This window comes from Streptomyces sp. NPDC092296 (genome assembly GCF_044755465.1).
In the GTDB taxonomy this organism is placed as follows: domain Bacteria; phylum Actinomycetota; class Actinomycetes; order Streptomycetales; family Streptomycetaceae; genus Peterkaempfera.
In genome coordinates this window covers 532,275-550,581 of sequence record NZ_JBIVRB010000003.1, presented here as the reverse complement: position 1 = coordinate 550,581, position 18,307 = coordinate 532,275, and the positions used below count along the sequence as shown (strand labels likewise).

General features: G+C 75.1%; 15 protein-coding genes. All 15 read right to left on the bottom strand.

All coding sequences use genetic code 11. The annotated features are described in order from the left end of the window. Position 1 precedes the first annotated feature (1 nt). The 15 genes from ACIQGZ_RS12850 to ACIQGZ_RS12780 all read right to left on the bottom strand — a co-directional run bounded on the left by ACIQGZ_RS12850 (position 2) and on the right by ACIQGZ_RS12780 (position 18,220). Complete coding sequence (locus ACIQGZ_RS12850) at positions 2–982, bottom strand: ABC transporter permease (RefSeq protein WP_402601373.1); 981 nt, start codon at positions 980–982, stop codon at positions 2–4. Beyond that, positions 979–2,145 (bottom strand): ABC transporter ATP-binding protein, encoded by a 1,167-nt coding sequence (locus ACIQGZ_RS12845; RefSeq protein ID WP_402601371.1) that lies wholly within the window; start codon positions 2,143–2,145, stop codon positions 979–981. The genes ACIQGZ_RS12850 and ACIQGZ_RS12845 overlap by 4 nt, the downstream gene beginning before the upstream one ends. Before the next feature lie 88 nt (positions 2,146–2,233). After that, entirely contained in the window at positions 2,234–3,952 is a 1,719-nt protein-coding gene (locus tag ACIQGZ_RS12840) for an ABC transporter substrate-binding protein (protein WP_402601369.1), read from the bottom strand. Between the two features lie 182 nt (positions 3,953–4,134). Beyond that, positions 4,135–5,136 carry a LacI family DNA-binding transcriptional regulator gene (locus tag ACIQGZ_RS12835; protein ID WP_402601367.1) on the bottom strand — a complete coding sequence of 334 codons (1,002 nt, stop codon included), beginning with the start codon at positions 5,134–5,136 and terminating at the stop codon, positions 4,135–4,137. A 170-nt stretch (positions 5,137–5,306) separates the two neighbouring features. Further along, a complete protein-coding gene (locus ACIQGZ_RS12830; protein WP_402601366.1) occupies positions 5,307–6,950 on the bottom strand; it encodes a hypothetical protein in 1,644 nt (547 codons plus the stop codon). 294 nt (positions 6,951–7,244) lie between these two features. Further along, a complete protein-coding gene (locus ACIQGZ_RS12825; RefSeq protein WP_402601364.1) occupies positions 7,245–10,970 on the bottom strand; it encodes a LysM peptidoglycan-binding domain-containing protein in 3,726 nt (1,241 codons plus the stop codon). Then, positions 10,967–11,368 carry a hypothetical protein gene (locus ACIQGZ_RS12820; protein WP_402601363.1) on the bottom strand — a complete coding sequence of 134 codons (402 nt, stop codon included), beginning with the start codon at positions 11,366–11,368 and terminating at the stop codon, positions 10,967–10,969. Before ACIQGZ_RS12820 ends, ACIQGZ_RS12825 begins: the two co-directional genes overlap by 4 nt. Before the next feature lie 117 nt (positions 11,369–11,485). Continuing rightward, positions 11,486–11,959: a TadE/TadG family type IV pilus assembly protein gene (locus ACIQGZ_RS12815; RefSeq protein WP_402601361.1), complete on the bottom strand. Its 474-nt coding sequence runs from the start codon at positions 11,957–11,959 to the stop codon at positions 11,486–11,488. Then, entirely contained in the window at positions 11,956–12,324 is a 369-nt protein-coding gene (locus ACIQGZ_RS12810) for a TadE/TadG family type IV pilus assembly protein (RefSeq protein ID WP_402601359.1), read from the bottom strand. Before ACIQGZ_RS12810 ends, ACIQGZ_RS12815 begins: the two co-directional genes overlap by 4 nt. Positions 12,325–12,374: 50 nt before the next feature. After that, positions 12,375–12,641: a hypothetical protein gene (locus ACIQGZ_RS12805; protein WP_402601358.1), complete on the bottom strand. Its 267-nt coding sequence runs from the start codon at positions 12,639–12,641 to the stop codon at positions 12,375–12,377. A gap of 58 nt (positions 12,642–12,699) precedes the next feature. Next, complete coding sequence (locus ACIQGZ_RS12800; protein WP_402601357.1) at positions 12,700–13,587, bottom strand: hypothetical protein; 888 nt, start codon at positions 13,585–13,587, stop codon at positions 12,700–12,702. Next, a complete protein-coding gene (locus ACIQGZ_RS12795; protein ID WP_402601356.1) occupies positions 13,584–14,678 on the bottom strand; it encodes a type II secretion system F family protein in 1,095 nt (364 codons plus the stop codon). Before ACIQGZ_RS12795 ends, ACIQGZ_RS12800 begins: the two co-directional genes overlap by 4 nt. Continuing rightward, positions 14,678–16,288, bottom strand: a complete 1,611-nt coding sequence (locus ACIQGZ_RS12790; protein ID WP_402601355.1) for a CpaF family protein — start codon at positions 16,286–16,288, stop codon at positions 14,678–14,680. The genes ACIQGZ_RS12795 and ACIQGZ_RS12790 overlap by 1 nt, the downstream gene beginning before the upstream one ends. Continuing rightward, on the bottom strand, positions 16,278–17,441 hold the full coding sequence (locus ACIQGZ_RS12785; protein ID WP_402601354.1) for a hypothetical protein: 1,164 nt from the start codon (positions 17,439–17,441) through the stop codon (positions 16,278–16,280). The genes ACIQGZ_RS12790 and ACIQGZ_RS12785 overlap by 11 nt, the downstream gene beginning before the upstream one ends. Next, positions 17,441–18,220 carry an SAF domain-containing protein gene (locus ACIQGZ_RS12780; RefSeq protein WP_402601353.1) on the bottom strand — a complete coding sequence of 260 codons (780 nt, stop codon included), beginning with the start codon at positions 18,218–18,220 and terminating at the stop codon, positions 17,441–17,443. Before ACIQGZ_RS12780 ends, ACIQGZ_RS12785 begins: the two co-directional genes overlap by 1 nt. Positions 18,221–18,307 lie beyond the last annotated feature (87 nt).

Genomic DNA, 18,307 nt, shown 5'->3' with positions numbered 1-18,307 from the left:
GTCAGCCCTCCCGCCGGGTGCGGGGGTCGAGGAGCATGTAGGCGAGGTCGGCCAGCAGGTTCGCGGCGAGTACCGAGAGGGTGATGATCAGGAAGATGCCCTGCATCAGCGGATAGTCCTTGGCGCCGACCGCCTGGAGCAGGATCAGGCCGATGCCCGGGTAGTTGAAGACCATCTCCACCAGCAGGGTGCCGCCGACGATGAAGCCCAGCGAGAGCGCGAAGCCGGAGACATTGGGCAGCACCGCGTTGCGGGCGGCGTAGGAGAACATCACCCGGCGCTCGGAGAGGCCCTTGGCGTGGGCGACGGTGACGTAGTCCTCGGAGGAGACGGTCACCATCATGTTGCGCATGCCGAGTATCCAGCCGGCCACCGCGCTGATCACGATGGTGGCACCGGGGAGGACGGCGTGATAGGCGGCGCTGGCGATGAAGTCGCCGGTGAAGCCGGGGACCAGTCCGTTGTCGAAGCCGTTGCCCGCCGGGAAGACCGGCCAGGCGGTGGCCAGCAGCGAGATGGCGATCAGGCCCAGCCAGAAGTAGGGCACCGAGGAGAAGAAGGTGGCGACCGGCAGCAGGCTGTCCATCCAGGAGCCGCGCCGCCAGCCGCTGAAGACGCCGATGCCGGTGCCCAGCAGGAAGCTGAGCAGGGTGGTGGTGCCGACCAGCGCCAGCGTCCAGGGCAGGCACTGGCTGATGACGTCGGCCACCGGGGTGGGGAAGAAGGTGAAGGACAGGCCCAGGTCGCCGTGGAACAGCGTGGACCAGTAGTCCAGGTACTGCTGCCAGAGGCTCTTGTGGTGGTCGAGCCCGAAGAGGGCGTACAGCGAGCCGATCGCCTTGGTGCTCAGCTGGCCCTGGTAGCGGGCGATCAGCGACTGCACCGGATCGCCGGGCATCAGCCGGGGGATGATGAAGTTGATGGTGATCGCGGCCCACGCGGTGACCGCGTAGAAGGCGATGCGCTGGAGGAGGTACTTCACGGCCGTGCCCCCTTCCCGGGTGCGGGCGCCGCCTCGGCGGGCGCGGCGGCTGCGGTGGGCTCGGCGGCTGCGGTGGGCGCGGCGGCTGCGGCCGTCCCGGCCGTGGCAGCCGTCCCGGTGCCGTCGTAGAGCCAGCAGGCCGCCCAGTGGCCGTCCTCGGGGAGGTCGAAGCGGGGCGGCACGGTGCTGCGGCACCGCTCCATGGCGGCGGGGCAGCGCGGGTGGAAGCGGCAGCCGGTCGGCGGGTTGATCAGGCTCGGCGGCTCACCCGGCGGGGTCTGCTGCTCGGCCGCGTCCTCCCCGAGCCGGTCCGGGTCGGGCGCCGACTCGATCAGCAGCCGGGTGTACGGGTGGGCGGGTGCCTGGGTGACGGTCTCGCTGTCGCCGCCCTCGACCATCCGGCCCGCGTACATCACCAGGGTGGTGTCCGCGAAGTAGCGGGCCGAGGCGATGTCATGGGTGATGTAGAGGACGGCCAGCCGCAGCCGCTCCTTGAGGTCCTTGAGCAGGTTGAGCACGCCCAGCCGGATGGAGACGTCCAGCATGGAGACCGGTTCGTCCGCGAGCAGCACCGCCGGGGCCGCCGCCAGCGCGCGGGCGATGGCGACCCGCTGCCGCTGGCCGCCGGAGAGCTCATGGGGGAAGCAGTCGACATAGCGCTCGGGCGGGGTGAGCTGCACCTGGGCGAGCAGCGCGTGCAGGTTGTTCTCCAGCTCGGTCCGGTCGGCGCCGCCCCGGCCGTGGATGCGCAGCGCACGGGTGAGGTGGTAGCGGACGGTGTGGACCGGGTTGAGCGAGGCGAAGGGGTCCTGGAAGATCAGCTGGACGTTGCCGCACCAGGCCCGGAAGCGGCGGCCCCGGGTCGCCGGGCGGGCCGCCCGGCCCGCGTAGCGGATCTCGCCGCCCGTGATCGGGTACAGCTGGGCGAGCAGCCGGGCGACGGTCGACTTGCCGGAGCCGGACTCGCCCACCAGGGCGGTGACCCGCCCCCGGTGCAGTTGCAGGGAGACGTCGTCGACGGCGTGGACGACGCGCGGGGCCCGGGTGAGCATCTCCCGGCCCTTGCGTTTCACGGAGAAGTGCTTGGTGACTCCGCGGGCCTCGAGGACCGCCGGTTCGTCCGCGGCGGCGACCGGGTCCGGGGCCGTGTCGGCTATGGCCATGGTCTGGCTCTCTGGTCTGGAGCGGTCCCCCGGGTCCCGGGGCGGCGGTGGGCCGCCCCGGGACCCGGGGGTCGGACGAGTGGGTGGGTCAGGAGGCGGGCTTGAGGTGCAGCACCACGTCCAGCGAGTTGGGCTGGGTGGGCTGCGGCGGCCCGTAGGGGTTGGACTCGTCCGGCCAACCGGTCCAGTGCTTGGTGCTGTACTCGGCGCCGATCGGGGCGGCGGAGGTCGGGACGACCGGCACCTGCTCCACCATGATCTTCTCGAGCTTGTTGAGCGCGTCGGTGCGGGTGGCGTCATCGGCCGCGTTGGCGTACTGGTTCAGCGCCTTGGTGGCGTCGTCGCTCTTGAACCGGCCGAAGTTGCCGCCGGTGGCCGCCTTGCCGAGCGGCTTGAGGAGCGAGCCGTCCATGATGTTCTCGTACATGTCGTACGGGGTGGCACCGCTGTTGGTCCAGTGCAGCACCGCGTCGAAGTCGCCGTTGTTGACGGCGGAGGTCCAGGCGTCCACGGTCTGGGTGCGGACGTCGGCGGCGATGCCGATCTTCTTCAGGCTCTCCTTGATGATGGCGAGTCCGGTGAGGTAGTCGGACCAGCCGGCCGGGTCGGTGAGGGTGATCTTCACCGGCTTGCCGCTGGGGTCCTTGAGGGTGTCGCCGTCGAAGGTGAAGCCCCCGTCGGTCAGCTCCTTCTTGGCCGCGTCGATGTCGACGGCCAGCCTGGCGTCCTTGTACTCCGGCGCCAGATAGGGCTCACCGGCGGGCAGCGGGATGCCGGTGGGGCTCTCGATCTTCGGGTAGAGGGAGGACTCCGCCTGGACGAAGATCGCCTCCCGGTCCACCACCAGGTTGATGGCGCGGCGCAGCGCGGGGTTGTCCAGCGGCTTCTTCGCGGTGTTCAGCCAGAGGCCGTGGATGCCGAGGCCGGAGGGGAACCAGAGGTTGTTGTGCTGCGGGTCCTTGGCGATGTAGATCTGCTTGTAGTTGGGCATGAAGACGAAGGACCATTCGCTGGCGCCGCTGGCCAGTGCGGTGGTCTGCGCGGTGTTGTCGTTGTACGACGTGTACCGCAACTCGCTGACCTGCGGTAGGTCCTTCCAGTAGCTGTCGCGGCGGGTCAGGGTCACCGTCTGCGTGGTGAAGGACTTCAGGGTGTAGGGACCGGAGCCGACCGGCTGCTGGTCGGTCCAGGTGGACGGGTCCTTGACGGTCGACCAGATGTGCTTGGGGATCACGAACTGCTGGAGGATCTTCGTCTGGTTGACGAACTGCGAGCTGGGGAAGGTCAGTTCGACCTGGTTGCCCGTGGTGGTGATGTCCCGGAAGGGGATGGCGTTGATGTTCAGCGCCTCCGTCTTCTTCATCAGGTCGAAGGTGTACGCCACGTCCTCGGCGGTGAGCGGCTTGCCGTCGGACCAGCTGACGTTGTCCCGGATGGTGAGGGTGAGCTTCTTGTAGTTGTCGGCCCAGTCCCAGGCGGTGGCCAGCCAGGGCACGCCCTTGTCGCTCGGGCGGACGCCGTTCAACATCACCAGCGGCTCGTAGATCATGAAGCGATAGCCGAGCGAGGCACCTGCGGAGGTGCCGAGGAACGGGTTGCTGTTGTTGGTCTGCGGGCCGTTGGGCATGCCGACGTTCAGCACCCCGGTGGTGGCGCCGCCGCCGCTCTTGCCGCTGCCGCTGTCACTGCTGCCGGCCACCGGACCGCTGGGCCCGGCGGTGGTTCCGCTGGTGCAGCCGGCGACCAGCGCGGCGGCGGCCAGGACGGCCAGCAGGGTGGGGGTGGTCTTGCTTCGTCTGCCGTGCATCACTGCTCCCTGAAGGTGTATGGGGAGGGAGGGGAAGGGCTCCGGGGCGGGTGGGCGGCACGGCGGTCCACGGGTGAGCACCCTCAAGAGAGCGCTCTCAGTGAACCGCTGTGCCTGCCCCGGTGGTGCGGTACAGCAGGGGTGTGCGTGAGGTGCGAGTGGGGCCGGGAGCGCCCCGCCCGCTAGATCGAGGGTGCCGAATCCCGTACGACCAGCGAGGTCGGCAGGACGAGCGGGTCGGCGGACGCGGGAGCCCCGCGCAGGTGGGAGAGGAGCAGCCGGGCGGCGGCCTCCCCCATCTCGCGCAGTGGCTGGCGGATCGTGGTCAAGGTGGGCTCGGTGTGCAGGGCGACCGGGACATCGTCGAAGCCGATCACCGCGACGTCCTCCGGCACTCGCAGCCCGGCGTCGCGCAGCGCGCCCAGCACACCGGCGGCGGCCAGGTCGTTGTGCGCGAAGACGGAGTCGAAGTCGAGGCCGGCGGCCAGCATCTCGTTGACCGCCGTACGGCCGCACTCCTTGGTGAAGTCGCCCCCGAAGACCAGCCGGGGGTCGAGCCGCAACCCCTCGGCGGCGGCGGTCTCGGTGAAGCCCTGCGACCGATCGCGTACGCAGCCGAAGTGACCGATCCCGGTGACCATGGCGGGTCGGCGGCGGCCGATCGCCGCCAGGTGCCGGGCGGCTGCCGCTGCCCCTTCGCGGTTGGTGGTCGCGACGGAGGGGAAACCCGGGTGGTGCCCCCGGTCGTCGATCAGCACGACCGGCAGGCCCTTGCTGTGCAGTTGGGCGATGTAGTCAAGGGTGTTCTCCGGCTCGATCACCAGCAGGCCGTCGAAGGCACTGGCGGAGACCTGGACGGCGAACCGCCGCAGCGACTCGTCCCCCCGGTTGCAGGTGTACAGCAGTACGCCGTAGCCATCGGCCTCCAGGACGTCCACGGCGCCCTGGAGCACCATGCCCATCCACGGCCAGGTGAGCGAGGGCACCAGCATCCCCACCGTGCGGGCCTGGCCACGGGCCAGGCCCACCGCCCGGGAGCTCGGCACATAGCCGGTCTCGGCGATCACCTCGCGGATGCGGTGGGCGGTGTCGGCGTCCACGTCCGACTTGCCGTTCAGCACCCGGGAGACGGTCGTCTTGCTGACACCCGCCCGGCGTGCCACGTCCGCGATGGTGACGCGCACGGCCACACCCCCCTCGCCCTCCGGCCGTCGTCCTCGACGGCAGCGGAACCGGTCCCGTAACCGGTACCGGGACCGGTTACGGAGTGAGAGTGAACCGTTTGGCGCGGTGTCCGTCAACACTTTCGACAAGCATCCGGCCGGGAATCCGGCGGCGGCGCCGACGCGGCTGGTCAGCCGCCCTGCCGCATCTCCCCGAGTTGTGCGAGGTACCGCTCGGCGGCGCGCAGCTTGCGGCCTTCGGGGCCCGGCACCTGGCCGCGCAGCTCGATGATGGACGGTGCGATCCGCCGTGCCTCGGCCACATCGTGGACCGCCCGCCAGCAGGCTTCCGCGTTGGACGCCGCCTGGAGCGTCTCCGGGTGCTCCGGTCCCCGGGCCCGCAGCAGCTTCACCGCCACGTCCCGGTAGAGGTCGGCCGCCAGCGCCTGCTGGCCCGCCAGCCGGGAGACATGCGCCCGCACCTGGCGGACGTGCAGCGACGGCGGCGCGGCGTCGCCGTGCTTGGCGAACGCCTGCCGCTCCAGGGCGGCGGCCAGGGCGACCGCGGTGGCGTGCCGGCCCGCGTCGGCGGCCTGCACGATGCGGCCGATGGGCTCGCGGTACTCGGCCAGGGCCTGCTCAGGGGTCTGCTCGCGGCCCTGCCCGGCGGCGGGGGGCTCGGCTGTTGGCGGTGCGACCACTGGGGGCGCGCTGGGCGCGGGCGGGTCGACCGGCGGCAGGACCGGTACGCCTGGCTTGTGCAGCGTCACCGGGCCGCGCGGCGGCCGGCCCTTGTCCAGTGTCACCGGAGCCGGAGCCGGAGCCGGGGCGCGGGTGGGCGGCGGGGCTGCTGCCGGGGTCGGGGCCGGTGTCGGTGTCGGTGTCGGGGCCGGGGACGGGGCTGGTGCCGGGTCTGGCGCTTGAGCCGGTGCCGGTACCGCGACGGCGGCGAATCCGGTGCCGGTGCCGCGCGGCACGACGGTGGCGGGGCCGGGCGCCGGGGCGGGTCGGACCGCCGGGACCGGCCGCGCGTGCTCCGTACGGCGCGCGGTGTTGCGGAAGACCGGGCGCCCCGGCCCGTGCGAGGCCACCACCAGCACCTCCGGCCGCAGCACCGACTGCACCTGATGCTGCAACTGCTCCGGCGTCAGCGCCGCACCCGCGCCCGGCTGGCCACTGTGCAGCGCCTCCACCAGCGCCCGGGTGAAGATCCCCACATGCTCGGGGTCCGGACTGACCGCCGCCCACAGCGGCAGTCCCTCCGCGAGCGGCGACGGCACGGTGTGCAGCTGCGGCCAGACGTCCTCGTCCGCGCTGAGGTCCGCGATCACCAGCGCGCCCCACTCCGCCGGACGCGACCTCAGCTCGGCGGCGACCCACTGCCAGGGCAGCCCGTCGTGCCGCACCGACGACGGCCGGGTGTCCCGCAGTGCCAGGTGCAGCCGCCCACCGCGCCGGTCGGCCAGCACATGCCCGGCCAGGTGGATCAGCACCGGCCCGGGGTGGCGGGCGGCGGCCCGCAGATGGGCCAGTACGGTCTGCGGATCGGTGGCGGACGGCAGATGGACCGCGTCCACGGCCTCCGCCGCCAGCAGCACCTGCGGCGAGACCGCCGCCAGCACGGCGGACAGCGCGGGCGCGCCGGAGGACATCGCCTGCCGGGACCAGGGCCAGCGCCCGGAGGCGGCGAACCCGCCCTCGACCACCAGGATTCGGCCACGCGGCGCCGACCCGGTGTCATGGACGGCGTCGCGGCTCACCGGGCGGAGGCGGGTGGGGCTGATGGGGCCGGTGGGGCTGGTGGGCGCGGCCGGGCCGGGCAGGGGTGGCAGCACAGCGGTCTCCTCGGTCGGCGGCGCCGAGGGCGACGGTGGGTACGGTGGCCGCCCGGCGGTGTCCGACACCGAGGTTGTCGAGCTCCCCGTCACCGCAGGTCACCGTCCCGTTCCGCTGCTGCCGCCGCGTCCGTCCCCCGCACGGCGCCGATCGCCGCTCCCAGTTGCGCCACTTTATGGGTTCGGCCGCCCGCTCGGCCATCCGACGCACCCCGTCCGGCGGCCGCACCTGACGGTCCGTGCCCGGCGGACCGCTGCCGGGCACGGGCGGCGGGCGGCAGCCGCCGGTGCCGCTCAGTGCTGCTCGATCAGGTCGTGCAGCAGGGCGACGGTCTCCGGCTCCAGGTCGCGGGAGGCGTGGCGGCTGGTGGCGTCGAGGCGGTTGACAGCCTTCAGCAACTGCTCCCGGGCACCGGCGGAGGCGTAGACGTAGAGCAGGTCCCGGTGCAGGAGTTCGGCGTCCGGCGCGACCGCCAGGCCCCGGTAGGCGGCCGCCTCGGCGCTGCGGAAGTCGCCGTGCTGGAGGCGGCGGGCGGCCAGCTCATGGGCGGTGTCCAGCACGGCGGCGACCATGTCCTGCCGGAACGGCTCCGCCCAGCCGTACGCACCGCGCTCCACCTCCGCGAACGGAGCTCCCCTGACCAGGGCCAGCGCATGCGCCAGCGCGGCGTCGGCGGCCGGGCTGGTGCTGCGCATCCCGCGCCGGTACAGGCTGCGGAAGTCGTCCCAGTCGCAGGTGACGGCTGGTGAGAAGGTGTGCGCGCCACTGCTCTCGGCGGGCAGGAAGGACCGGCCCTCCTGGTCCTGGCCCAGCCAGTCGCGCAGCCGGTCGACGGCCGTGGCCAGCTCCTGGCCGGCCTGCTCGGCCGCCTCGGGGTCGCGCTGGACGGCGCCGGGGTGCAGCACCAGGTCCAGGGCGCGCTGGTCGGTACCGGGGTTGAGGGCCAGATAGGCGCCGACCTCGGTGAGGCGGCCCCGGGAGGCGGCGTCCACCGGGCCGTGCGCGCCGAGCACGTCCACCGGGCCGAGCAGCCGCACCCGGGGCGCGGAGCGCACGGTGTGGGCGCGCGGCGAGCGGAGGATCGCCAGCAGTTCCTCGGCGTCGGTGCGCACTGGCCTGGCGGCCCCGGCTGGCGCGGGGGCCGGGGCGGGCGCCGGGGTGCGCGCGGGGGTCGCGGCAGGTGCGGCCGGGGCGGCGGCTTCGGGGGTCGGCGCGGCGGCAGCGGCGTGCATGCCCCGGCCGTTGATCCGGTGCCGGGGGTCGACGGCGCGCGGGTCCGCCGTACGGGGGTCCTGCGTACGGGGGCCCTGCGTACGCGGATCGGGGGTGCGCGGATCGGCCGGGCGCGGCTCGGGCGCGACCGGCTGCGGGGCGGCGGCAGGGCGGGATTCGGCCAACCGGGAGTCGGCCGGGCGGGAGTCGGCCGGGCGCGGCTCGGCGGGGCGCGGTTCGGGCCGGGTCTGGACCGCCGTCGCGCCCTGCGGCCCGGCCGGGGTGACCGGGTCGGTGCCCGCGAAGGCACTGGTACCGGTGGCGACCACCGGCCGGGCGGCGGGCAGCGCCGCGCGGGCCGGGGCCTGCTCGGGCTCCGCCCGGTCCGGGAACGGCCACTCCTCGGCGTCCGGCTCCGGCCCCTCCACGGTCCAGGCCGGTGCCGGGTGCTGCTCCATGCTGCCGGAGGTGCGCAGCAGCTCGCCCCAGTAGCCGTACTGCTCGTCCGTCAGCCGTTGCAGCTCGACAGTGAGCCCCAGTCCGGGCAGCGCCGTGGGACCGGCCGTGGAGAGCGTCCACCGGGCCATCGGCCCGCTGCCGCGCTCGGGGGCCTGGGTGACCACCACCAGGCAGGTGCGCGGGCGGGCGTCCAGCAGTCGGCCCAGCTCGGCCGGGGTGGAGCCCGCCGGGGAGTGGCCGCAGAGCACGATCTCCGGGGTCCAGGCGTCGCCCGCCCGGCCCCGGCTGCGGGCCTCGCGCGGGTGCGCCGCGCCCGCCGCCAGCAGGGCGGAGCGCGCGGCGGTGTCCCGGGCGGCCAGCTCGGTCAGCGCCTCCTCCAGGGTGTCGTGGCGGCGTACCCGGTCGGTGGCGCTGTCCGCCACCGGCAGGTCCTCGGCCACGTCGACCAGGTGCATGTGCAGCCCGTCGGCGAACGGGCTGTGGGCCAGCTCCAGCGCGACGGTGCGCAGCACCGCCCGTACGTCCTGCGCGTCGCCCGCGATGTGCAGCAGCCGGACGGCCTCCAGGTCGACCAGCACCGCGCCGCCGTCCGGCGAGGACCCGAGGCCGACCAGGGCCGGGTAGGGCGCGGTGACGGTGGACGCCTCGGCGGTGGAGAGCAGGTCGGGCGCGTCGGCGGGGCACCACCAGGAGGTGGAGGCATGGGCGGCGCGGAACGGGGCGATGGGCGTGGCGGGGACGGAGAGGTGCAGCTCGACGTTGTGGCCGGGGGTGATGCGGACGGCGATGACGGCCGGGAGCCGCTTGCCCGCCGCCAGGGCGTTGCGGGCCAGGGTGCGCAGGGCGCGGTCGACCAGGTCCAGCCCGGCGGCATCCTGACGCATCCTCAGCTCGGCCTCGAAGGCGGCGGCGGGCGGGGCGGGCAGGGCGATCCGGTGGCGCGGGCGGCGGCGCTGCTGCTGGCGGCCGCGCCGCATGGCGACGGTGCCGACCAGCAGGGCGGCGAGCAGCACGGTGATGCCGGAGGCGGCCAGGGCGACGCTGCGGTCACCGCCTGCGGCGGCGGTGGGCTGCTGCTCGGCCTCGGCAACGGGTGCGGGGGTGGCGGCCGGGGGCGTGGCATCGGCCTGGTCGGCGGTGGCGCCCGGCCCGGCGTCGGGGGCGCTGCTGGGTGCTGCGCTGCTCGGCGGCGGCGTGGTGGGGGTGGCCGGGTGCTCGGCGGCGGGCGGCTTGGGAGTGGACGGCTTGGGAGTGGACGGCTTGGCGGTGGACGGCTTGGCGGTGGACGGGGCTGGGGTGCCGGTGTGGGTGCCCGGCAGCTTCAGCACCATCCCGGGGGTGATCAGGTCGGGGTTGGTGAGCCGTACGCCGTCCGGTGCCCGGACGCCCTTGTTGGCCGAGTAGAGGCCGGTCCAGGCATCGGCGTCGCCCAGCTCGCGCTTGGCGATGGCCGACAGGGTGTCGCCCTGCCGCACGGTGACGGTGTCCGGCCCGCCCGCGTGGTCGGCGGCGCCGTCACCGACGTCCGACTGGGCCGCCTCGCGGGCGGGCTGCGGGACCTGCGACTGGGGGTCCGGCTTGGCGTCCGCCGGCATCAGCAGCCGCCAGCCGGGGTAGATCGGCCGGTCGGCGTCGAACCGGCGGCCCTCGTCGTCCATCACCCGGCCCTGGTTGAGTCTGGCGATCTCCTGCCAGCGCTCCCCCGAACCGAGCCGCTGCTCCGCGATCGACCAGAGGCTGTCGGCGGGCCGGCTGTCGCGGACGGTGTAGACGGGCCGGTCCAGGGAGGTCTGCGGCTCGGTCGCCAGGGAGGCCGGCGCGGCGGTCAGCGCGGCGTGCTGCGGTGCGGCGGTGATGGCCACCGGGGCATGGGCGGGGGTGGCCGCGAAGGACGCCCCGGCGGCGGGCAGCAGCGCCACGATGGCACCGACCAGTCCGGCGGCGGCCCGCTGGCTCCAGCCGAGGGTGGGAATGCGGCGGGCGACCCGGCCGCGTAGCTGCGCGGGGATCTCCAGCAGTACGGAGAGCGCGAAGCAGAGCCAGGCCACCCAGCCGATGCCGACCAGCGCCCAGAGGAACAGCCGCCCGTCGTCGGGGCGGGTGAGCAGGTCGAAGAAGCCGCTGTGGGCGGGCGACCCCATGGCCGCCACCGCCCGGGTGCCGTACAGCAGCAGCGCGGGCACGCCCACCAGCAGCGCCGCCAGCGCGACCAGGGCGCCGAGGGCCGAGACCAGGGAGCGCAACCGGCCGCCCGGTCGGCGCCCCGGTCCGCCCCGGCCGCGTGGCGGGAGCGGCGCAGGGGCGCTGCGGCCGTCGAGTCGGTGGGTACGCGCGCGTGGGACGGTCATCCGCCGTTCTCCGCTTCTCCGACGCCGTGCACCAGGCTGGCACTGCCCTCGCCGTGCACGGTCATGCTGCCGATACCGATCACGCCCAGCAGGGCGGTGTCGTACGTGCCGTCCACGGTGACGTGGATGGTGCGGCCGGCGGCGTCCACGGAGGCGCTGCCCCGGACGCCGTTGGCCGTCAGGTATGCCTTGGCCGCCCGCCGGGCGGCCTCCGGGTCGACCGTGAGCGGTCCGCCGGACATCGTGGAGGCGGGGTCGATCTGCTGTCCGCCGGCGCGGGCCGCCTCCTGGGCCAGCGCGTCGGCCCGCTCGATGGCGCGCAGCCGACCGCCGCAGTCGATGACGATGCCGAGGACGGCCAGCAGGCCGACGGCGCACAGCGCGACGAAGATCGACACGGCACCCACCTCCGACCGGGCACCCACCTCCGACCGGGCGCCCGCCTCCGACGGACGGCCCGGCGCCGGTGGCGCGTGCCCCCGCCGGTTCGCTGCGCTCCTCATGGCTCCCCCTCCTCAGCGTTCCCGGTAGCGGTCGAGCACCGAGGTGAACCGGCCGGTCATGGTCCGGCTGCCCGGCAGGCCGTGCAGCAGCAGGTCGTTCAGCGGCACGGTGCAGCGCACCACGGCGGTGATCATCCCGGTCTGCCCCAGCGGGGTGGCGAAGCCGCTGGTGTCGATCTCGACCTGCGGGTCACCGCAGTGCACGCCCTGCTGCTTCAGGGTCTCCTTCGCCGCGCTGGTCCCGGCCTGCCGGGCGGCGTCCGCCGTACGGGCCAGCGAGGCGCTGCGGGCCGCCGCGCGGGCTGCGGCGTCGACCGTGCCGCCGGCCGTCTGGAGCCGGCCGGCGGCGATGGCGATCAGGACGAACATCACCAGGGCGGGCGCGACGATCGCCGCCTCCAGGGCGACACTGCCCTCCTCACCGCGACTCCCGCGACCACCGCGTCCGTCGCGTCCGTCGCGTCCGGTGTGAGCACTACCCTTCACGGCTTCTTCTCCCCCCGGGGGACGAACCGCTCCACGGGGACGGTCACATGCTGGGTGATCGTCTGCCCGTGGAAGCCGGGCACCAGGGACTGGGCGCGTACCGTGACGGTGATCCGGATCTCGGTGTCGGTGCTGCCGGCCGAGGAGACCTCGGGGTCGGAGACGATGCTGCCGGCCCGGACCAGGAACGCCCTGGCCCTGGCCTCCCCCGCCCCCGCCTTCGCGGTGCTGGAGCGGGCGGCCTCCGCACCCTCGCGGGCGGCGGTGAGGGCCACCTCCCGGGCGTACCACCACAGCGACGCCTGGACGACGAGCAGCACCATGGTCAGCACGACCGGGAAGACCATGGCCAGGCTGATGCTCATGGACCCGTCGTCCCGGGCGGCTGCCCGGCGGCGTCGCGGCGGGGTACGGCTCATGCTCCCGCGCCCGTGGCGGGGTCCTTCGGGATCTCGCTGGTCACCTTGCCGGCGAGCAGCTTGAGGGCCACCACCACGGCGCCGGCCACCGCGACCAGCGCGATGATGGCCAGGGCCAGCTCGATGCTGATGGCGCCGCGGTCGCCGTTCTGCACGGCCCGGCGGACCCGGTACGCCCGGTAGCGGAACAGGTGGGCGCCCATCAGCAGCGGCAGCAGCGCTGTGGTCGTGAGCAGGGCGGCGACGTGCTTGAGACTCTTCATGTCAGGGGCTCCCGGATCGAGGGGGCGGTGCGACGGGGGAAGGAACGCGGCCGGGGGTTCAACCGCTGTGGAGCATCTGGTACAGGGCGGGAAAGGCGATCAGTACGGTCATCAGCATGGTCAGCGCCGAACCGGGAGCGACCATCCGCTCGCTGTCGGCGTTGGCGCGGGCCAGGTCCTCGGCCAGCAGCTCGGCCCGCAGGCTCTTGGCTCGGGCGCGCAGCGTGTCGTAGACGGCGGCTCCGTCGGTACCGGAGATCCGCATGATGTCCGCGACGTCCTGGAGCGGGGTGAGGTCCAGTTCGGTGGCGAGCGCTTCCAGGCCGTCCCAGGGCGGGAGCCGGTCGGTGGCCGCGCGCTCGATGGCTTCGGAGATCCGCCGGAAGACGGCGCCCCGGCCGACGGCCGCCGCCCGGATCAGGGAGTCCGCCGGGCCGCAGTCGGCCGCCCGCTCCAGGGCGACCAGCTCCAGGTAGGAGGCGATGGCGTGCAGATACTCGATCCGCGCCTCCTTGGCCTCGCCGCGCGCCACCGCGTCCGGCACCAGCCAGAGCACGGCGGCCAGCACCGGCCCGGCCAGCACCGGCAGGATCACCGGCAGTCCGACGTCCATCACGGCGGCCATCGCGCCCAGGTAGGCGGGCAGCAGCAGCCCGATCAGCGCGAACATCAGCTTCTGCACCATGAAGCGGGCCGGGGTGCGGCCGATCAGCGACAGCTCCCGGTACGGGATGCGGGCCCCGGGCGAGGCCGTCAGCCGGTCGCCCAGCCGGTCGTACCAGACCGTCCGGACCGGCCGCGCACCGGAGCGCTCCCGGACCGGGGCGCGGTGCAGCCGGTCCAGCGCCGAGCCGAGGTCCGGCGGCGCGGGGCGCAGCTCGGCGGCGAGCAGGGCGACCCCACCCGCGACGGCGGCGCCGGCCAGCACGGCCCAGGGGGAGATCATCGCGGCTCCTTGCTCGGCGACGGCGACGACTGAGCGGGCGACGGCTGCGCGGTCGACGACTGCGCGGACGACGACTGCGCGGTCGACGACTGAACGGGCGACGGCTTGCGCAACCGGCCGCGCGCCGGGGTCGGCTCGGGTGCCTCCGGCCCGGCGTGTGCCTCCTCCTCCGGCCCGGCGTCGGGCCTGGCGGCGGCGCCGGCCCGGCTGCGCCGGTCGGGCTCCAGCAGGCGCGGCAGCGGCGAGTGGGTGGCGAGGTTGCGCATCCACAGCACGATGCCCACGAAGGCGATGGCGATCAGGGCCAGCACCGCCTGGCCGAGCGCGCTGCTGTACGGGGCGGTGTAGCGGCGGTTGAAGGAGCCGACCAGCACCACGCCGAGGATGATGGTGACCAGCCAGCGCACGGTGGTGCGGTGCTTGGCCCGGTCCGCCTCGATGGCGCGCCGCTGCCGTACCTCCTCGCGCACCGACTCGGCCATGTCGGCCAGTGCCCTGGCCAACCCGGGCCCCCGGTCGCTGGCCCGCAGCAGCAGCGCGGCGAGCACCTTGTCGGCGGTGGCGTCGCAGAGCTGGTCCGCGAGGTCGCGCAGTGCGTCCTCCAGCCGCCAGTTGGCCTGGAGGCGGGAGGCGACACCGTCGATCTCCGCCTCCAGCTTGGCGGGGGCGGTGCGGCGGCTGGTGACGATGGCCTGCTCCAGGCCGACGCCGAGCAGCAGCACGTCCGCCAGGCGCTGGGTCCACTCCGCCAGGGCCTCCAGCTTCTCCACCCGGTGGGTGTGCGAACGGGTGCTGCCGAAGAGCCAGGGGACGCCGAAGACGGCGGCCGGCACCAGCAGCACGGTCAGCGGGATGCCGCTGAACAGCCACATCAGCGGGCCGCCCGCCGCGCCGAGCACCACCTGTGCCCGGCGCAGCCGCAGCAGCCGGGGATCGGCGGTGCCGGGGGCGCCGTACCAGAGGGTGCGCAGCCGCAGGGCGAGCCGGCTGGGGGCGGCGGCCTCCGGGGCCCGGTCGCTGCCGATCAGCCCGGCGACCAGCGCGACCAGGCCGCCGGCCACCGCGACCCCGCACACGACATAGAGCAGCATCAGACACCGCCTCCGATCCGCAGGTCCAGCGGGGTGCCCCAACTGCCGTACGGGGACTGGAGCTGCCGGGCGTCGAAGCCCACCCGGCGCAGGTCGTCCAGGCAGGACGGCGGGGTGTGCGGGACGGCGCGGGGCTCCGGTTCCCGGGGGCCGAAGACGGTGTTCATCGCGGGGCGGCCGCTCTCGCCGAGCCCGGTGACCTCCAGCACGTGCGAGACGAACCGGTGGCGCCGGCCGCCGACGGCGGTCTCGTCGACCATCGCCACATGGACGACGAAGTCCACCGCGTTGGCGGTGAGCCGGTAGGCGAGGGTGTCGGTCATATGGGCGCCGTACTCCAGGCACAGCTCCGCGATCCGGTCGACCACCATGTGCGGGCCCCGGGCGTGCAGGGTGCACATGGAGCCGCCCTCGCCGTTGGTCATCACCCGCAGCATCGGGACGACCTCGGAGGAGCGGACCTCACCGACGATGATCCGGGAGAGCGTCATCCGCAGTGCGGCGGGGATCAGCTCACCGATCGTCAGCTCACCGGCGATCCGGCCGTCGATCCGCTCGCCGTTGCCCTCGCGGGCCTCCATCGGGACGACCTGGCGCAGATGGCCGAGGGTGTGCAGCCATAGCTCGTACTCGCTCTCCAGGGTGCCGACCCGCTCGTCCGGCGGGATCTCCCCGGCCATGGCGCGCAGCAGGCTGGTCTTGCCGACGCCCTGGGTGCCGGTGATCATCACATTCTTGCGGGCCCGGATGGCGGCGGCGAGGAACGAGGCCAGGGTGGCGTCCACCGTGCCCAGCGCGATCAGGTCGCGCAGCGTGGCGGAGGCCACCCGGTGGCGGCGGATGGCCACATACGGGCGGGGGGTGACCTCGGTCATCGCCTGGAGGCGCATCCCGCCCTCCAGCCGCAGCGCCAGGGTGGGGCTGGCGGTGGAGAGGCTGCGCTCGCCGCCGCCGTGCTGGCGGGCGAGGTCCTGGAGCAGTTCGACCAGCTCGGTGTCGCTGTCGGCCACCGGCGGGACCTGGCGCAGCGGCTGGTGGACCTTGGAGACCCAGACGTCGTCGCAGCCGTTGATCAGGATGTTCTCGATGTCGGGGTCGTCCAGGTAGGGCTGGAGGCGGCCGGCCCGGAACAGCAGGTCGTAGACGGCCTCGGCCAGCGCGCGGTCCTGGTCGCGGGTGGGCGGGACGCCGTGCGTCTGGGCGTAGGCGTCGGACCAGCGGGCGACGGCCTCCTCGATCATCGCCCGGCCGCGCTGGCGGCGGGTGGCGCGGTCCATCCCGGCGCCGCGCTCGTGCTGCCCGACCAGCTGCTCGTGCAGTTCGGCGGCGACCTGGCGCTTGAGCTCCCGGGCGACCTGCGGGTCGACGGCAGGGGCGGTGCCGTAGCCGTGCGGCGACGGCAGGGTGGGCAGACTCGCGGGCCCGGCGGGAGCGGGCCCGGCGGCGGCGGGCGCGGGCTTGGCCAGGCCGGGAAAGCCGGGGGTCGGGTAGGGCGTGGTCCAGGGCAGCGAGGCGGGGTGCGGCTGGGCGCCGCCGCCCGGGGTGCGGCCGCCGGGGACGGGGATGGGCGCCTGGTCGGCGGGCCGGTCGTGCAGGGGCTTACCGCGCACGGAGCACCCCCTCGCCGTGGGCCTGGCCGGGGAACGGCGCGGGCGGCGGCGGCTGCGGGGCGGGCGGCGCCGGGGCGGCGGGCCCGCCGAAGGGGTCGGTGGTGCCGGGCACGGCCGCCGCCGCGTCGAACGGCCCGGGGGCCTGCGCGGGGTGGCCGTACGGGTCGGGCCCCGGCCGGCCGGGGTACCCGCCGGGGGCGGGCTGCGACGTGGGGAAGGGCGCGGGCGCCGGGGGGTGCGGGGCGAGCCCGGCCAGCGGCCCGGCGGCGTACGGCTCCGCGGCGTACGGCTCCGCGGCGTACGCCTCCGAGGCGTACGGGCCCGGCGCGTGCGGGCCGGCCTGCCGAGCGGGCCGGGGCGCGGCCGGGGTCAGCCGGACCCGGCGGCGGCCGATCAGCACCCGTACCTCGTCGGCCGCCGAGCGCGCCGCCCGCATCAGCTGCGAGCGCACGAACCGCCGGTCGGTGCTCTCCCCGCCGTCGGACAGCACCCGGGCGGTGCGCGGCGCGTACGGCAGCAGGCCGAGCACCGGCACGCCCAGCTCCCGTGAGACGTCCGCCGCCGGGTACGGCCCCTCCTGGACCAGCAGCAGGCCCAGCGCGTCGGACCCGGCACCGGCGGTGTCCAGGTCCTCGCGCAGCGCCGCCAGCCGGGGGCGGGCCGCGCTCAGCCCGCGCAGGGTGCTGCGCAGGGTGAGCAGCACCGCGTCCGCCCGCCGGGCGAGCACCGCGCTGGGCCCGTACGCGCCGGAGCGGCCGAGGTCGACGATGACGTCGTATCCGTGCGCCTCCAGGGCGTGGAACGCCTCGACCAGCGGCTCCCAGGTGTAGGCGAGCCCGACCGCCTGCGCCGGGTCGGTGAGCCCGGGGAGCAGCAGCCGATCGCCGGTGCCGTCCGGCGAGAGGTCGACCAGCTGGCCCCAGAGGTCTTCGGTGAGTCGGCCGCGCCGGTCGGCGACGGCCAGGTTGCGCAGCCCGTACACCGCGTCGATGCGGCCCTCCAGTGCGCCCGCCAGCACGGCGCCACCGTCCGGGTCGCACTCCGCGAGCAGCACCCGGCGGCCCGGCGGGAGCGGCCAGGCGAACAGCAGCGCCAGCGCGGCGGTGGTCGCGCCCGGCGCGCCCGGGGCGCCTGCGACCGCGACGACCGCCATCAGCCGCTGCTCCGCTGCGCGGCGGGGGCGAGGATGACCAGGAACTTGCCGCCGGCGACGATCTCGGCCAGCCGGGGGCCGGTGGCCGCGTCGACCGCGACGTCCACGACGGTGCTGCCGTCGCTGTCGGCGCTGCCGATGGTGACCACGGTGGCGGTGAGCGTCTCGGGCCGGACGGGGGTGCCCGCGTCGCCGTCGCCGCTGCCGCCGGTGGCGACGACGATCACCTGCCGGCCGGGGAGCAGCGCGGTGGCCGGAAGCTGGGAGTGCTTGGCGGCGATGCCGACGATCTGCTGTCCGGGCTGGACCACCGGCTGGTCGGTGACGTCGTCCTTGGTGAGCAGGGAGCCGCGCTTGAGGTCGTTGGTGGCCCGCATGCCGACGGCCCGGTCGAGGTCCGCCCCGTCCAGCGGGTGCAGCGCCGGGTCGCCCGCGATCCGGGCAATGGCCAGGTCGGCGGAGGTGATGGTCTGGCCGGCCGGTACGTCACGGGCCAGCGCCAGCACGGCGATCCGCTCGCCGGTGGCGTTGTAGAGCGCCGCTCCGCCGAGGCCGCCGGCGGCGATCAGCGCCACCGAGAGCGCCAGCACGGCCGGGCGTCGGCGGCGGCCGCGCAGCGCCCGGGGCGGTACGACGGCGCCGGGGCGGTCCGGCGCGCCCCGGTCGACCCCGTTGCGCGCTGCCCCGTTGCGCTCGGGCGGCCTGCCGCTGTCGCCGCCCGCCGGCCCGGCGCCCTGCGGCGGGGATGCCAGCGGCGACGGGAATGCCCTGTTCTCCACCCGACTGTGCCTTCCTTGCGTGGCGCCCCGGCCTGCTCGGCCGGTGCGCGCGACGTGCGTGGGTGCGGTGCGATGCGGTGCGGTGCG

Coding starts and splice junctions, on each gene's coding strand:
- ACIQGZ_RS12810 (WP_402601359.1), bottom strand. CDS start 12,324: ATGAGCATCAGCCTGGCCATGGTCTTCCCGGTCGTGCTGACCATGGTG.
- ACIQGZ_RS12800 (WP_402601357.1), bottom strand. CDS start 13,587: ATGATCTCCCCCTGGGCCGTGCTGGCCGGCGCCGCCGTCGCGGGTGGG.
- ACIQGZ_RS12840 (WP_402601369.1), bottom strand. CDS start 3,952: ATGCACGGCAGACGAAGCAAGACCACCCCCACCCTGCTGGCCGTCCTG.
- ACIQGZ_RS12825 (WP_402601364.1), bottom strand. CDS start 10,970: ATGACCGTCCCACGCGCGCGTACCCACCGACTCGACGGCCGCAGCGCC.
- ACIQGZ_RS12805 (WP_402601358.1), bottom strand. CDS start 12,641: ATGAAGAGTCTCAAGCACGTCGCCGCCCTGCTCACGACCACAGCGCTG.
- ACIQGZ_RS12845 (WP_402601371.1), bottom strand. CDS start 2,145: ATGGCCATAGCCGACACGGCCCCGGACCCGGTCGCCGCCGCGGACGAA.
- ACIQGZ_RS12785 (WP_402601354.1), bottom strand. CDS start 17,441: ATGGCGGTCGTCGCGGTCGCAGGCGCCCCGGGCGCGCCGGGCGCGACC.
- ACIQGZ_RS12795 (WP_402601356.1), bottom strand. CDS start 14,678: ATGCTGCTCTATGTCGTGTGCGGGGTCGCGGTGGCCGGCGGCCTGGTC.